This is a genomic window from Arthrobacter sulfonylureivorans (assembly GCF_022637435.1).
Lineage (GTDB): Bacteria > Actinomycetota > Actinomycetes > Actinomycetales > Micrococcaceae > Crystallibacter > Crystallibacter sulfonylureivorans.
Genome location: NZ_CP093326.1, coordinates 984,818 through 998,187, shown reverse-complemented (window position 1 = coordinate 998,187; position 13,370 = coordinate 984,818). Strand labels below are relative to the sequence as shown.

Here is a 13,370-nt window from a genome sequence, read left to right as displayed (position 1 = left end):
CTTCTCTCCTTCAGCTCGTGAGGTAGGACAGCAGGTCGTGCCGGGTCAGCACGCCCACCGGCGCCCCGGCCAACGTGACCAGCACGCTGTCGGCCGCCTGCAGCTTCTCCCGGGCGGCGGACACCGTCTCCAGCGATCCGACCAGCGGCATCGCCGCGCCCAGGTGGTCGCCGACCTTGTCGGTCAGCTTCGCTTCGTTCTTGAACAGCTTGGCAGTCAGGTCCCGTTCGTTCACGGCGCCGACCACCTCCCCCATGACCACCGGCGGCTCCTGCGACAGGACCGGCAGCACCGAGACGCCGTATTCGTTCATGATCTCGATGACGTCGCGGACCGTCTCGTAGGGATGGGTGTGCACCAGATCCGGCAGCCGGCCGCTCTTGCCCTGCAGTACCTCGCCCACGGTGGTCTCTTCTCCGCCTGCGATGAAGCCGTAGGACTTCATCCATTCGTCGTTGAAGATCTTGCCCAGGTAGCCGCGCCCGGAATCCGGCAGGATCACCACCACGATGTCGTCCGGTCCCAGGTCCTTGGCCACGTTCAGCGCCGCCACCACGGCCATGCCGGACGAGCCGCCAACCAGCAGTCCCTCTTCCTGCGCCAGCCGGCGGGTCATCGCGAATGCTTCCGCGTCGTTGACGGCCAGGACCTCATCCGGAACGGACTTGTCGTAGTTGTCCGGCCACATGTCCTCGCCCACGCCTTCGACGAAGTACGGCCGTCCGGTGCCGCCGGAGTAGACCGAGCCCGCAGGGTCGGCGCCGATGATCTTCACCGGGCCGCCGGGGCGGTCGGCGGAAATTTCTTTCAGATAGCGGCCGGTTCCCGTGATGGTTCCGCCGGTGCCGGCGCCGATCACCACGTGGGTGACCTTGCCGTCGGTATCGCGCCAGATCTCCGGGCCGGTTGTCTCGTAGTGGCTGGCCGGAGCCGCCGGGTTGTTGAACTGGTCAGGCTTGTAGCCGCCGTCCACCTCCGTCACCAGCCTGTCGGAGACACCGTAGTAGGACTCCGGGCTGTCCGGGGCCACCGAGGTGGGGGTGACGACGACGTCGGCGCCGTAGGCCTTGAGCACGTCCCGCTTTTCCAGGCCCACCTTGTCCGGGGTCACGAAGATGGACTTGTAGCCCTTCTGCTGCGCCACCAAGGCCAGACCCACACCGGTGTTGCCGCTGGTGGGCTCGATCACCGTGCCCCCGGGCTTCAGCCGCCCGTCCTTCTCGGCTTCCTCGATCATCTTCACCGCAATGCGGTCCTTGATCGATCCGCCGGGGTTGAAATACTCCACCTTCGCCAGGACGGTGGCAGCAATACCTTCGGTCACTTTGTTCAGCTTGACCAACGGAGTGTTGCCGATCAGGTCCAGAACAGAATTGGCATATTTCATGGCCCAAATCTACCCGCCAGCCCAGACCGGGGCACATCCGGCGTAAGACGGGTTCACGCCGGCACCTGCGGGTGGCCTGTGGGAGCGCCCGGCGAGCCGGCCGGGCCGCAGCTGTCCGCGCCGCGTGCGACGATTAATCCATGCTGTCCACTGCCTCTGCGTCCGGCGCCACCGGGCTCACCAGCGAGGTGGAGTTCCCGGAGCCTTACGACCTGCCCGGGACGTTATCCATCCTGTCCCGGGGCAAGCAGGATCCCACCGCCCGGATTGACGACGCCGGTGCCTGGCTGGCGCTGAACACCTCCTCCGGCGGGGCGACCCTGCGCATCACCCGTCGGCCGCGACGGGAAGACGAAACCAGTCGGGGGAACGACGCCAGTCGGGCAGGCGAAACCAAAGACGAAACCCAAGGCGCGCCCGAGGCAGGCAGCCGGGGCACCGCCGTCGTTCTGGGACAGGCCTGGGGGCCGGGCGCGGAGGAAGCGCTGGCCGGGCTGCCGGCCCTGTTGGGTGCCCACGATGACTGGTCCGGGTTTGACGCACCGGAGTTCCACGCGGGCCTGCCGCGGCTGGTGAGCGTGCCGCGGCGGCGGCATCCCGGGCTGCGCCTGCCGGCCACCGGGCGCATCATCGATGAACTGGTGCCGGTGATCTTGGAGCAGAAGATCACCACCATCGAGGCGCGTTACTCCTACAAATACCTGGTCCGGCGGCACGGGACGCCGGCGCCCGGACCGGCTCCGGACGGACTCATGGTCCCGCCAACCGCCCAGGGGTGGCGGCGCATTCCGTCGTGGGACTGGCACCGAGCCGGGGTGGACTCGAAGCGCTCGGGTACCATCATGCGCGCCTGTTCCTCGGCCGGCGCCCTGGAGCGCTTGGCGTCGCTGCCGGCCGGCGCGGAACTGGCCAGCAAGCTGTGCACCATCCCGGGGATCGGACCGTGGACGGCGGCCGAAACCGCGCAGCGCACGCACGGAGACCCGGACTCGGTGTCCGTGGGCGACTTCCACCTGGCCGCGTTTGTCGGCTATGCCCTCGCCGGGCGCAAGACCGACGACGCCGGCATGCTCGATCTCCTTGAACCGTGGCGGGGCCACCGGCAACGGGTGGTGCGGATGCTGGTGCTTAGCGGTTTCCGCAAGCCCACCTTCGGGCCGCGACTGGCGCCGCAGGACCACCGCCGGCATTAACCACCCGGTAACGCACCGAGGGAGCAGGCGTTAATGCACCGAGGGAGCAGGGCAGTTGCCCTGCTCCCTCGGAAGAATCGTGACCGTTATGGGCTACTCGGCTGCCTGACCGTCCTGCGCGGACTGCTGCTGGGCGGCGACCTGGGCGTGGACTTCCTGCATGTCCAGGCCCTTGACCGCGTCCACCAGCTGGGTGAACTGGCTGGAGTTCAGTGCGCCGGGCTGGGAGAACACCAGCACCTTTTCGCGGAATGCCATCAGGGTCGGGATCGAAGTGATTCCGGCGGCTGCGGCAAGGCTTTGCTCGGCTTCGGTGTCTACCTTCGCGAAAACGATGTCGCCGTGTTGCTCGGAAGCGGCGTCGTAGACGGGGGCGAACTGCTTGCAGGGCCCGCACCAGTCGGCCCAGAAGTCGACGAAGACAATGTCGTTCTCTTCAATGGTCTGCGGGAACTGGGCCTCGGTGATATCGATGGTTGCCATATCTCCACGCTAACGCGCCTGGCAGCGGCCTGTCGCCCCGTGTTCGCTCAGCGCATGCGCCTTCGGCGTGGCGCGGAGGCCCTGTGGGCTGCCGGTCGTTATCCACAAACTGTGGTGGTGGCTTCCGGCGGCAGGGTCCGGCTACCTATGGTCGATTCCACCAGACACTGCTACCGGAGGGAACGACATGAACCGCTGCACCGTCCTGATTGTCACCGACGGACTCGAACTCGACGCCGCCATCTCCCGGAGCATCGGTTTGATGGACGAGCTGAATGAGAGGCTTCCGTTCGCCCATGATCCGTCGAAGAACGAGCTATACGCCGTGGGCGATGGCGCCTCGCTCAAGGACAGGATCGGCCTGCCCCACGGCAGGCCCGGTGCCGGGCCCGCAGCCACTTACGTGGGCGACCTGCACTACATCTGGAGCGATGGAAAGTGGTACACGCCCGCCGACTGTCCGCCTGCTCCGGCCGACCATAACGACGCAACTGCCTGGCAATGGTTGTACTACAACGTCATGCACAACTCCGGGCCCACCACGTACTGCTTCCTCTGGGACATCCATCCGCTTCCGCTGTCAGAGGCCGCGTGAGGACGAGGTTGATGGAGTGGCCTCCCGCTGCCCGCTGCCTGCTGCCTGCTGCCTGCTGCTCAGTAGAACGGCTGGTGGCGGCGGCGCACGTAGAGTCCGCGGGCGATCTTCTCCCCCGCTGCTGACCAGAGCTTGTACTTGAGCGGGGAGATCACCTGGTCATAGCAGCCAACGAAGTCGGTGATGGTCTTGGTGAAGCTGGTTTTGAACAGGCCCAAGCCGTAGTACTCGTGCTCGGGGTTCTTGAGTTCGGCGGCCGGCGGAGTTCCGCACAGGTCGTAACTGGTGATGCCCAGCTCCTTGAGCTGGTTCATCGCCGTCCACTGGATCAGGTGTGAATCGCCGTACTGCTTGCGCCGCGGCAGCGATCCACCGTCCTTGTAGGTGCCCTTGCGTCCGTAATTGACCACAAACGCTCCCACGGACGGCTTGCCGTCTTCGTAGGTGAACAGCAGTCTGCCCTGTCCGGCGGCAATGAAGTTGCCCCAGAACGCCTTGAAGTACTCGAAGGAGCGGACCTGCACATTTTTCTGGCCCTGCTGCACCTGCCCCATCAGGTTGAACATGGCCCGGAAGTTCTCTTCCGTCGGCTCGGCCGTGACCACTTCGGCGCCCTCGCGGATCGCGCGGCGCACGGCATTGCGGCCGCGGGAGGAGAAGCTCTTGAGCACCACCTCCGGCTCCGGGGCAATGTCCACGATGGCCGTGTGATCGTTCGGCTGCAGGTCCGGCATCTTGACCAGCCCTTCGCGGGCCAGCAGGGCGCGCGTCTCATCCGTGGCCTCGACGTCCGGCTCGATCCGGATCGCGAAGACACCGCGCGCCTGCGCCTGGCAGAAGCGCCGGTTGGCTTCGAAAATGCCGGGCAGGTCATCGGGGGACGCAACGTCCGGGCCCTTGATCATGTACCAGTATTTGCCCAGCAGCGGAACATGCTTTTCCAGCACCAGGTTGAAGCTGGTGTAGTCGGAGGTCTCATACGCGAGGTACAGCGGCTTCCATCCGTGCTCAGCTTTCACCGCCGCGTAGGCCTTGGCCTGCAGCATGTTGCCCCCATTGGGGTTCGCCGTGACATGGCTGTCCCATGCCTGGATTTCCTCCGGCGTTGCGAAGCGGGCGGTGAATTGTCGCAAGAGAACTCCTCGTTCTGGCGGCCAGTCGCCGCCGGTCACATCCGCGGTCAAGTTTATCGACGCCGGTCCTGGCCCGCTGGCGCAGGTGAACCAGCGGCGGCCGGTGAAACCGGCTAGTACGGAAAAACCCCGTCCGACCAGTAAGTCACTTGGTCAGACGGGGTTTCCCGTTCGGTGGCAGATGAGGGATTCGAACCCCCGTAGGCAATGCCAGCTGATTTACAGTCAGCCCCCTTTGGCCGCTCGGGTAATCTGCCGAACGCCTTCTTCAGTAGAAGACCGCTTCCCCGTGAGGAAGCAAGACAACTTTACACAAAGATCGGCCCAAGAATCGAATCGGCGTTCTTCGCGGCTACAAACCGCGCAGAATCCGCTCCTGCATCTGGTTCACAAAGCGGTCGGCCTGGTCCGCGGTGACCAGGTTCAGCTGCACCGCCTGTTCCATTTCCTGCCGGATGCCTTCCAAACGGGCCACCGACTCAACGCCGAGGAGTTTGCTTGCTTCAGCGGCCGCACCGCCCGCGCTGATGCGTTCGCCGCCCGGGCCGTTGGCGCCGCTTGGGTTGTCCGTAACCCCTTGCCCTGGTTGCCGCTCCAAAACCTCCGTATCCCGCGGGAGCAAGGGAGCAGCACCGACGGCACCGACGGCCCTCGCCGGGGGCTGCACCGATGACAGGGAGGCAGAGGCGGCGGAGGCCGGGGCGGAACCCATCACAACCACCGTGGCGACGGCGGTGGCCGTCAGGAACGAACCCGCGGCAACTCGTATCGTCGTGACTATGTACCGCGGGCGGGCTCCCATGTGCGCTTCTCCTGAAGATCGGTGATTGATACAACACAGTGATTCTGTCGGATCTGGATGAAGGAACGATGGACGAAAGCTGCGTGGAAGCTGGGAAACCTGCGCCGCCGCCACGCGATTCAGTAGGCTGGTGCCAAGCACAAACGCCCCGACCCAGGAGGAAACCATGGCCAGCGAGTCTTCGTTCGACATTGTCAGCAAGGTTGACAAGCAGGAAGTTGCCAACGCTTTGAACCAGGCGCAGAAGGAAATTGCGCAGCGCTATGACTTCAAGGGAGTCGGTGCCGAAGTTGACTTCAGCGGCGAAAAGATCCTCATGAAGGCAAACTCCGAGGAGCGTGTGAAAGCCGTTCTGGACGTGCTGCAGTCCAAGTTGGTCAAGCGTGGCATTTCGTTGAAGTCGCTGGATGCCGGCGAGCCGTTCGCCTCGGGCAAGCAATACCGGATCGAGGCCGGCATCAAGGAGGGCATTGCCCAGGACCAGGCCAAGAAGATCTCGAAGATCATCCGCGAAGAGGGACCCAAGGCCGTGAAGGCCCAGATCCAGGGTGACGAGTTGCGGGTCACGTCCAAGTCCCGCGACGATCTGCAGGAAGTCATTACCCTGCTCAAGGGTTCCGATGTGGAAGTCGATCTTCAGTTCATCAACTACCGCTGACTTCGGTACGACGACGGCCGCGCGCCTGAGGTGCGCGGCCGTCGTCGTGCTTCGGCCCGGCTTGCTTTGCCGCTGCTACTGGGCCCTGACAGTACGTGGGCCGCGCGGCCAACTGTATGACCCGCTGCGCCGCCGCTCTCCCCTGATCCACTTCAGCGTCATGCGGCAGACCTGCTCCTTGACCAATGCACCTACACGCCTGCTCACGGCAAGACGACGCGGGGCATCGTCCGCCCGCACTGGTTGGACCAGCCCGGACCTGCGCCCCAGGCTGATGCAGCGCAGCATGAACCCAGCGGACAACTCCTGAGGGCTCGCCTGCCGGATCCGGGCGATGACATTGTCGGCGGCGTGAGCGCCCATGGGCATGGCCATCGCACAGCTCATCCGCAGGTGCGAGGCAACCGTTTCAGGCGCGTGGACGGCGTCACCGGCGCCGAAGATCTCCGGGAACCCGGGACAGGCCAGGGTTGAATCAACCAGCAGCCTGCCCTCAGCATCGGTGGCCAGGCCGCTGGCTCGGGCGAGGCCCGGAGCGGTGAAGCCGGCGGTCCATACAGTGCAGTCGGAGGCCAGGGAAGTGCCGTCCGACAGCGTGATGTACTGCCCGTCCGACCGGTCCACGCGCTCCCCCGCCATGACGTGGACCCCGATGCCCTCCAGTTGTGCGAGCAAGGCACGGCGGCCGCGGTCGGACAGGTCCGCCCCCGTCTGCCCGCGCGAGACCAGTCGCACCGTCAACCGCGGATGTGCCTCGGCAATTTCGGCGGCTGCCTCGATGCCGGTCAGACCACCGCCGATCACGCTGACGACGGCGCCCGGCGCCAACTGCTCCAATGCCGGCCGCAGGCGCTTGGCAGACTGGGCGTCGTGCAGCGCGTAGCCAACGGATCCCGAGGGTGCGGGCTGGCTGGCGCTGCCGGGAGCATAGACCAGGAAGTCATAGTGCAATGGGGTGCGACCGTCGCCGAAATGGACGGTGTGTGCGCGCGGATCGATCCTTGAGGCCTGGCCGACCACCAGCGTGGCATCCGGGTGAAGCACCGATTCCATCGGAACGGAGGCTGACTCCCGGCTACCCGCCGCCATCTGGTGCAACCGGATCCGCTCCACGAAGTCCGCCAGGGGGTTGATGACGGTTACGCCGACCTTGCCCCTGAGCTCCTTGCTGCCAGCCAGCCGGTTCGCGGCCATCACTCCGGCGTAGCCAGCCCCGATAACGACGATCCGTTGATGTGTAGTCACTGCGGGCTCCCTTGAATTGTGGTTACAAACATAGGACACCGCGGGGAGCGGAATTGTGACACGTGAGAGGAACAGGCGGCAGCCGACGGCGAGGCTCCTGATCCGAGGACGGCCCGGGCAACTGAGGGCCCGTCGTCGGTCCCGGGAACCTGACGTCAGTCCCGGGAATCGGTGGGGATGCGGTCCGGGTTGATCGCATCGGCGGTGGGACCGTCGGCGAGCGGGGCAGCCAGTTCGGGCCCGCCCACGGCTTGGCCCATCCAGGTCAGCGCCTCCCAGCCGTCCGGGCCGCCGTCGAGGACCACCACTCCGGTGTTGCTCAACTGGTTCCGTGCAACGAACGGGACGGAGAGATTCGATGCCCGGGCGCCGGCCCAGCTGCGGATCATGGCGCCGTGGCTGACCACGGCCAGCGTGCCGACGCCGGAGGCCCGGGCTTCGTCGATGACGGCATCGAAGCGGCCGAACGTTTCGTGCCCGTCCGGGCCGCCGGGCATCCGCCGCTCCAGGTCACCCGATGCCCAGGCAAAGACTGTGGTCATGTAGGCCATGATGGCGTCGCGGTCGCCGCGCATTTCCAGCTCACCGGCCGAGATTTCGCGCAGCCCGTCGTGAACGTCTGTCTCGAGCCTGCGGGCGGCCGCCAGGGGAGATGCGGTGAGCTGCGTGCGCACGAGGGTGGAGACCAGGAGCGCGTCGATCGGCTCGCCGTCGAGCACCGTCGGCAGCGCACGGGCCTGTTCCTCGCCCAGCTGAGTCAGTTCCGCACCGGGCGCCCCCGTATCCAGCAGCCCGCGGACGTTGGAGGGGGTCTGGCCGTGCCGTATCAGCAGCAGTCGCATGCCGGCCTCAGTAGCCCAGTGGCCGTCCGGCCATCCGTTCCAGCCGCGCCACGCGGTCGTCCATCGGCGGGTGGGTGCTGAACATCTTCTTGACGCCGCCGCCCTTGAACGGGTTGGCAATCATCAGGTGGCTGGTGTTGACCAGCTTCTGATCCTGCGGCAGTGGCGCCTGCTGCGTGCCGTACTGCAGCTTGCGCAGCGCCGAGGCCAGCGCCAGCGGGTCGTCGGTCAGGGTGGCGCCGTCCTCGTCCGCGTCATACTCGCGAGTGCGGCTGACTGCCATCTGGATCAGCATGGCCGCGATCGGCGCCAGCAGGGACATGGCGATCAGCGCCAGTGGGTTGGCGTTGCGGTCGCGGCCGCCGAAGAACAGCAGGAACTGGGCGACCGAGGTGATGACACCCGCCACCGCGGCGGCAACGGAGGACGTCAGGATGTCCCGGTTGTAGACGTGCATCAGTTCATGGCCCAGCACGCCGCGCAGTTCGCGCTCGTCCAGCAGGCGCAGAATGCCCTCGGTGCAGCAGACCGCCGAGTTTTTCGGGTTGCGCCCGGTGGCGAAGGCGTTCGGCGCCATGGTCGGGGACACGTAGAGCCGGGGCATTGGCTGGTTGGCCCGCGTGGATAGTTCGCGGACGATTCGGTACATTCCGGGCTGGTCGGCTTCGGTGACGGGATAGGCCTGCATGCTGCGAATGGCCAGCTTGTCGCTGTTCCAGTAGCTGTAGGCCGTGGTGCCCACGCCGATCAGGGCCATGATCCAGATCCAGCTGGCACTGCCGGTCCCGCTGGCCAACAGCGCGCCGATCGCCAGCAGCAGGGCGAAGAGACCGCCCAGCAATCCTGCCGTTTTCAGTCCGTTGAAGTGGTTGTGCACAGCGTGTAAGTCCTCTCCCGCGCCGATGCGGCCCTCTGCCGCTGCGGGCGCAGCATGTCGGTTTCAGTGTATCTACCGCACACTTATTCCAACGCCGGAATTCGGCGCCAAGTTCCGTAGTACTCGGGCATCAGCTACGGCTCGGGGTGCCTGTCGTCATAGCGGGCGAATCTCGGCTGCAGCCGGTGCAGCAGTCCGACCACGCACACGCAGGCGATACCGCCGGCGAGGGCTGCGAACCCCTCACCCAGCCATTCGCCGCCTCCGCCGGCAACGGCGTCGCCCAGCCTCGGGCCGCCGGCCACCACCACGATGAAGATTCCCTGCAGCCGCCCGCGCATCGCGTCGGGCGTCGCCGATTGCAGGATGGTGTTGCGGAAGACGCCGCTGACCGTATCCGCGCCGCCGGCAACCGCAAGGCAAAGGGCGGCCGGCAGCAGCCACTCGCTCACGTCGCCGGCGGAGGCGGCGTCGGAACGGCCTGCCATCACGACGACGGCGCCGAACCCGGCGACGGCAATCCCCCACACCACCACACACCACAGCACCGCCAGCCCGTGCCGCCGGATGCCTCCCAACGGGCCGGAGAACACAGCCGCGACGAAGGAGCCGCCCGCCACCGAAGCCAACAGGATGCCTGCCGTCGCCTCGCCGCCGCCGATGATCACCGCGCCGATGGCCGGCATCAGCGCACGCGGCTGGGCCAGCACCATCGCGGCCAGGTCCACCAGGAACGTCATCCGGATGTTGGGACGGGTCCGCAGGAACTGGAGCCCTTCGACGACCGACTTCAGGCCGGCCTTGCGCACTTCCCCCTCGGGTGGGAGCGGCGGCAGCTTGACCACCGCCCAAATGGCCGCCGTGAACGTGAGGACGTCCAAGGTATAGGTCCAGCCGAAGCCCACGTTGGCCACCAGCACACCAGCCGCCAGCGGCCCGATGGTCATGCCCAAACCGAAGGTCATCATGGTCAGGGCATTGGCCGCCGGCAGCATCTCGCGCCGCACCAGCCGCGGCACAATGGCACTGCGTGCCGGTTGGTTGATCCCGACTGCGGCCGAATGCACCGCGATCACCAGATACAGCAACCACACCTGCTCCAGCTGGAACCAGGCCTGCAGGGCAAACACCGCGGTGCCGGCCCACAGCACCAGACCCGAATAGAGCGCCACTTTGCGGCGGTCGTGGGCGTCCACCACCGAGCCGCCATAGAGCCCGGCCAGCACCAGCGGAATCAAGCCGACGACGCCGACGGCGCCCACCGCCCACGTCGAGCCGGTGAGCTGATAGACCTCCAGGCTCACTGCCACCGCCGTCAACTGTGCGCCGATGGCAGAGAGCGACGTGCCGATCCACAACCTGCGGAATTCCGGGCTCTCCTTCAGCGGCGCCGTATCGGCGAACAGTTTGGGCATGGCGGAGATTCTAGTTGCCCGCAGCACCTTTCTTGGGCTGGCGGGGCGCCACGGCGGAGCGTGGCGTCCCGGGCGTGGCGTTCCGGCGGGGCGTGGCGTGGCCTCCCGGCCGCGGCGGCGCTTCAGAGGCGGCAGTGGTGCCCTCGCCATGGCGCGCCGACAAACCGAGGCGGGCACCGCCGTCGTACTGATCCGTCACCCGGAGTTCACCGGCTGTTCTGGACTCGTTCCAAAACATATTCTGGACTGAGTCCAGAAAAGCTGACAGAATGGCTGTCATGGTCGATATGAGGGAACCCGAGGACATGTTGCGCGAGGCTTCGCTGCGCGTCACCCGTCCGCGGACCGCGGTGCTGGAAGCAGTCCGCGCACACCCGCATGCCGACGCCGATGCCATCACCGGCCTGGTGCGGGACGAGCTGGGCGGGGTTTCGAAACAGGCCGTGTATGACGTGCTTGCCGCGTTGACCGACGCCCGGTTGCTGCGCCGGATCGAGCCGTCAGGCTCCCCGGCGCGCTACGAGGCCCGGGTTGGCGACAACCACCACCACGTGGTGTGCCGGCGGTGCGGCGATATTGCCGACATCGACTGCACTGTGGGCGAGGCACCGTGCCTCACGGTGGGCGATAACCACGGCTTCGCGATTGACGAAGCCGAGGTCACGTTCTGGGGCATCTGTCCCGCCTGCAGTGCCACGAAAGACCTTCAATTGGAAGATCCGACAAGGAGCGATAACTAAATGGCCGATAACACCAAGCCGTTGACAACCGTTGCGGGCGCGCCCGTAGCGGACAACCAGGACAGCCTGACCGCTGGTCCCCGCGGCCCGATGCTGCTGCAGGACGTCTGGTTCCTGGAGAAGATGGCGCACTTCGACCGCGAGGTCATCCCTGAGCGCCGCATGCACGCCAAGGGCTCCGGCGCGTTCGGTACCTTCACGGTGACCAACGACATCACCAAGTACACCAAGGCGAAGATCTTCTCCGAGGTCGGCAAGAAGACCGAACTGTTCGCCCGCTTCTCCACCGTTGCCGGCGAGCGCGGCGCAGCCGACGCCGAGCGTGACATCCGCGGCTTCTCGGTGAAGTTCTACACCGAAGAGGGCAACTGGGACCTGGTGGGCAACAACACCCCGGTGTTCTTCTTCCGCGACCCGCTTAAGTTCCCCGACCTCAACCACGCAGTGAAGCGTGATCCGCGCACCAACCTGCGCAGCGCCGAGAACAACTGGGACTTCTGGACCAACCTGCCGGAAGCCCTGCACCAGGTCACCATCGTGATGTCCGACCGCGGCATCCCGGCGTCCTACCGCCACATGCACGGCTTCGGTTCGCACACCTACAGCTTCATCAACGACGCCGGCGAGCGTTACTGGGTGAAGTTCCACCACCGCACGCAGCAGGGCATCAAGAACCTCACCGATGACGAGGCCGCCGCATTGGTGGGCGAGGACCGCGAGTCGCACCAGCGCGACCTGCTCGATTCGATCGACAACGGCGACTTCCCGAAGTGGAAGCTCATGGTCCAGATCATGCCCGAGGCCGACGCGGAGACCTACAAGTACCACCCGTTCGACCTGACCAAGGTCTGGTCCAAGAAGGACTACCCGCTGATCGAGGTTGGCGAGTGGGAGCTGAACCGCAACCCGGAGAACTACTTCGCCGACGTGGAGCAGGCCGCCTTCACCCCGGCCAACGTGGTGCCGGGCATCAGCTACTCGCCGGACCGCATGCTGCAGGGCCGCCTGTTCTCCTACGGCGACGCGCAGCGCTACCGCCTGGGTGTCAACCACCACCAGATTCCGGTGAACTACCCGCGTGGCGCCGGCCTGGTCAACTCCTACCACCGTGACGGCGCCATGCGCATCGACGGCAACCAGGGAGCGACCCCGGGCATCGAGCCGAACGGCTACGGACGCTGGCAGGAACAGCCGGCGTACCGCGACCCGGCCCAGGCCGTGGGCGCCGTGGCCGACCGGTTCAACTTCCGCGAGGACGACGACAACTACTACGAGCAGCCCGGCATCCTCTTCCGCGAGAAGATGACCGCCGAGCAGCGGCAGGTGCTGTTCGAGAACACCGCCCGCGCCATCGACGGGGCTTCCGAGGCCACCATCGAACGCCACATCGCCAACTGCACCAAGGCCGACCCGGCCTACGGCGAAGGCGTGCGCAAGGCCATCGAGGCCCTGCAGGCAGGCAAGCTCTCCGCTACGGATGTGAACACCGACTCGGCGTAATGCCCCTCGCCTGACGGCATAAAACTGCCCGGGACCAGCCATTGCGGCCGGACCCGGGCAGTTTTTTGTTGCTAAGAGCCGGTGTTTACTTCTCCAGCAGGTGCTCGCGGCCGAACATCTTGGCCGCATCCCTCGCGGACGGCGTCCCGGCTTCCACGTCCGCGCCGGCCGCCAGCAGCTTGGCCACCACCGCGTCCTCGCCCTTGAACAGGGCACCGGCAATCGGGGACTGGTCGCGGACGTTGCGGATATCCGGATTGGCACCCCGGGCCAGCAGCATGTCAAGGGTCTCTTCCTGCCCGTGGTAGGCAGCCAGCATCAACAGGGTGTTGCGGTCCGGGTCCAGCGCATCCACGGGCAGTCCGTGGTCGAGGAACTCGGCCAGCTCGCCGGTTTTGCCTTCGCGGGCCAAATCCATGGCGATGCCAACAATCCGTTGGGTCTGTTCTTCACTGAGCGGCATTTCGTTGGTCACTCCCCCAGACTATGCGAGCCTGTGC

The 13,370-nt window shown here is 66.2% G+C and carries 14 protein-coding genes and 1 tRNA gene; 5 read left to right on the top strand and 10 right to left on the bottom strand.

Features of this window, described 5'->3' with window-relative positions:
• Positions 1-10 precede the first annotated feature (10 nt).
• On the bottom strand, positions 11-1,387 hold the full coding sequence (locus tag MNQ99_RS04855; protein ID WP_241914644.1) for a cystathionine beta-synthase: 1,377 nt from the start codon (positions 1,385-1,387) through the stop codon (positions 11-13).
• A gap of 140 nt (positions 1,388-1,527) precedes the next feature.
• Here MNQ99_RS04855 and MNQ99_RS04850 point away from each other — a divergent pair, with 140 nt between their 5' ends.
• Complete coding sequence (locus MNQ99_RS04850) at positions 1,528-2,580, top strand: DNA-3-methyladenine glycosylase family protein (RefSeq protein ID WP_241914643.1); 1,053 nt, start codon at positions 1,528-1,530, stop codon at positions 2,578-2,580.
• A gap of 93 nt (positions 2,581-2,673) precedes the next feature.
• On the opposite strand, the gene trxA is transcribed toward MNQ99_RS04850, so the two are convergent.
• Positions 2,674-3,063, bottom strand: coding sequence for a thioredoxin (trxA, locus tag MNQ99_RS04845; protein WP_127512797.1), 390 nt, complete (start codon positions 3,061-3,063; stop codon positions 2,674-2,676).
• 187 nt (positions 3,064-3,250) lie between these two features.
• Here trxA and MNQ99_RS04840 point away from each other — a divergent pair, with 187 nt between their 5' ends.
• Positions 3,251-3,658, top strand: a complete 408-nt coding sequence (locus tag MNQ99_RS04840) for a hypothetical protein (RefSeq protein WP_127512798.1) — start codon at positions 3,251-3,253, stop codon at positions 3,656-3,658.
• Between the two features lie 59 nt (positions 3,659-3,717).
• On the opposite strand, the gene MNQ99_RS04835 is transcribed toward MNQ99_RS04840, so the two are convergent.
• The 3 genes from MNQ99_RS04835 to MNQ99_RS04825 form a co-directional block, all read right to left on the bottom strand.
• A complete protein-coding gene (locus MNQ99_RS04835; protein WP_241914642.1) occupies positions 3,718-4,791 on the bottom strand; it encodes a lipid II:glycine glycyltransferase FemX in 1,074 nt (357 codons plus the stop codon).
• A gap of 175 nt (positions 4,792-4,966) precedes the next feature.
• A tRNA-Tyr gene (locus MNQ99_RS04830) sits at positions 4,967-5,048 on the bottom strand.
• A 95-nt stretch (positions 5,049-5,143) separates the two neighbouring features.
• Positions 5,144-5,593, bottom strand: a complete 450-nt coding sequence (locus MNQ99_RS04825; RefSeq protein WP_241914641.1) for a hypothetical protein — start codon at positions 5,591-5,593, stop codon at positions 5,144-5,146.
• A gap of 166 nt (positions 5,594-5,759) precedes the next feature.
• On the opposite strand from MNQ99_RS04825, the gene MNQ99_RS04820 reads away from it, so the two are divergent.
• Positions 5,760-6,251, top strand: coding sequence for a YajQ family cyclic di-GMP-binding protein (locus tag MNQ99_RS04820; RefSeq protein WP_241914640.1), 492 nt, complete (start codon positions 5,760-5,762; stop codon positions 6,249-6,251).
• Positions 6,252-6,326: 75 nt separating this feature from the next.
• On the opposite strand, the gene MNQ99_RS04815 is transcribed toward MNQ99_RS04820, so the two are convergent.
• The 4 genes from MNQ99_RS04815 to MNQ99_RS04800 all read right to left on the bottom strand — a co-directional run bounded on the left by MNQ99_RS04815 (position 6,327) and on the right by MNQ99_RS04800 (position 10,630).
• The gene (locus tag MNQ99_RS04815) at positions 6,327-7,496 is read right to left on the bottom strand and encodes an NAD(P)/FAD-dependent oxidoreductase (RefSeq protein WP_241914639.1); all 1,170 of its coding nucleotides are present in this window, start codon (positions 7,494-7,496) and stop codon (positions 6,327-6,329) included.
• Positions 7,497-7,651: 155 nt separating this feature from the next.
• Positions 7,652-8,338 (bottom strand): histidine phosphatase family protein, encoded by a 687-nt coding sequence (locus MNQ99_RS04810; RefSeq protein ID WP_241914638.1) that lies wholly within the window; start codon positions 8,336-8,338, stop codon positions 7,652-7,654.
• A 7-nt stretch (positions 8,339-8,345) separates the two neighbouring features.
• Positions 8,346-9,215 carry a zinc metalloprotease HtpX gene (gene htpX, locus MNQ99_RS04805; protein WP_241914637.1) on the bottom strand — a complete coding sequence of 290 codons (870 nt, stop codon included), beginning with the start codon at positions 9,213-9,215 and terminating at the stop codon, positions 8,346-8,348.
• A 134-nt stretch (positions 9,216-9,349) separates the two neighbouring features.
• Positions 9,350-10,630, bottom strand: a complete 1,281-nt coding sequence (locus MNQ99_RS04800) for an MFS transporter (protein ID WP_241914636.1) — start codon at positions 10,628-10,630, stop codon at positions 9,350-9,352.
• A 278-nt stretch (positions 10,631-10,908) separates the two neighbouring features.
• Here MNQ99_RS04800 and MNQ99_RS04795 point away from each other — a divergent pair, with 278 nt between their 5' ends.
• Complete coding sequence (locus MNQ99_RS04795; RefSeq protein WP_127512805.1) at positions 10,909-11,370, top strand: Fur family transcriptional regulator; 462 nt, start codon at positions 10,909-10,911, stop codon at positions 11,368-11,370.
• Entirely contained in the window at positions 11,371-12,870 is a 1,500-nt protein-coding gene (locus MNQ99_RS04790) for a catalase (RefSeq protein ID WP_127512806.1), read from the top strand.
• 85 nt (positions 12,871-12,955) lie between these two features.
• Here the strand turns inward: MNQ99_RS04790 and MNQ99_RS04785 are convergent, their stop codons facing one another.
• On the bottom strand, positions 12,956-13,345 hold the full coding sequence (locus tag MNQ99_RS04785) for an ankyrin repeat domain-containing protein (RefSeq protein WP_338423113.1): 390 nt from the start codon (positions 13,343-13,345) through the stop codon (positions 12,956-12,958).
• Positions 13,346-13,370: the final 25 nt, after the last annotated feature.

Bases quoted from the DNA above. Each gene is read 5' to 3' on its own strand.
- MNQ99_RS04855 (WP_241914644.1), bottom strand. From the start codon at position 1,387: ATGAAATATGCCAATTCTGTTCTGGACCTGATCGGCAACACTCCGTTG.
- MNQ99_RS04850 (WP_241914643.1), top strand. From the start codon at position 1,528: ATGCTGTCCACTGCCTCTGCGTCCGGCGCCACCGGGCTCACCAGCGAG.
- trxA (WP_127512797.1), bottom strand. From the start codon at position 3,063: ATGGCAACCATCGATATCACCGAGGCCCAGTTCCCGCAGACCATTGAA.
- MNQ99_RS04840 (WP_127512798.1), top strand. From the start codon at position 3,251: ATGAACCGCTGCACCGTCCTGATTGTCACCGACGGACTCGAACTCGAC.
- MNQ99_RS04825 (WP_241914641.1), bottom strand. From the start codon at position 5,593: ATGGGAGCCCGCCCGCGGTACATAGTCACGACGATACGAGTTGCCGCG.
- MNQ99_RS04820 (WP_241914640.1), top strand. From the start codon at position 5,760: ATGGCCAGCGAGTCTTCGTTCGACATTGTCAGCAAGGTTGACAAGCAG.
- MNQ99_RS04810 (WP_241914638.1), bottom strand. From the start codon at position 8,338: ATGCGACTGCTGCTGATACGGCACGGCCAGACCCCCTCCAACGTCCGC.
- MNQ99_RS04800 (WP_241914636.1), bottom strand. From the start codon at position 10,630: ATGCCCAAACTGTTCGCCGATACGGCGCCGCTGAAGGAGAGCCCGGAA.
- MNQ99_RS04795 (WP_127512805.1), top strand. From the start codon at position 10,909: ATGGTCGATATGAGGGAACCCGAGGACATGTTGCGCGAGGCTTCGCTG.
- MNQ99_RS04790 (WP_127512806.1), top strand. From the start codon at position 11,371: ATGGCCGATAACACCAAGCCGTTGACAACCGTTGCGGGCGCGCCCGTA.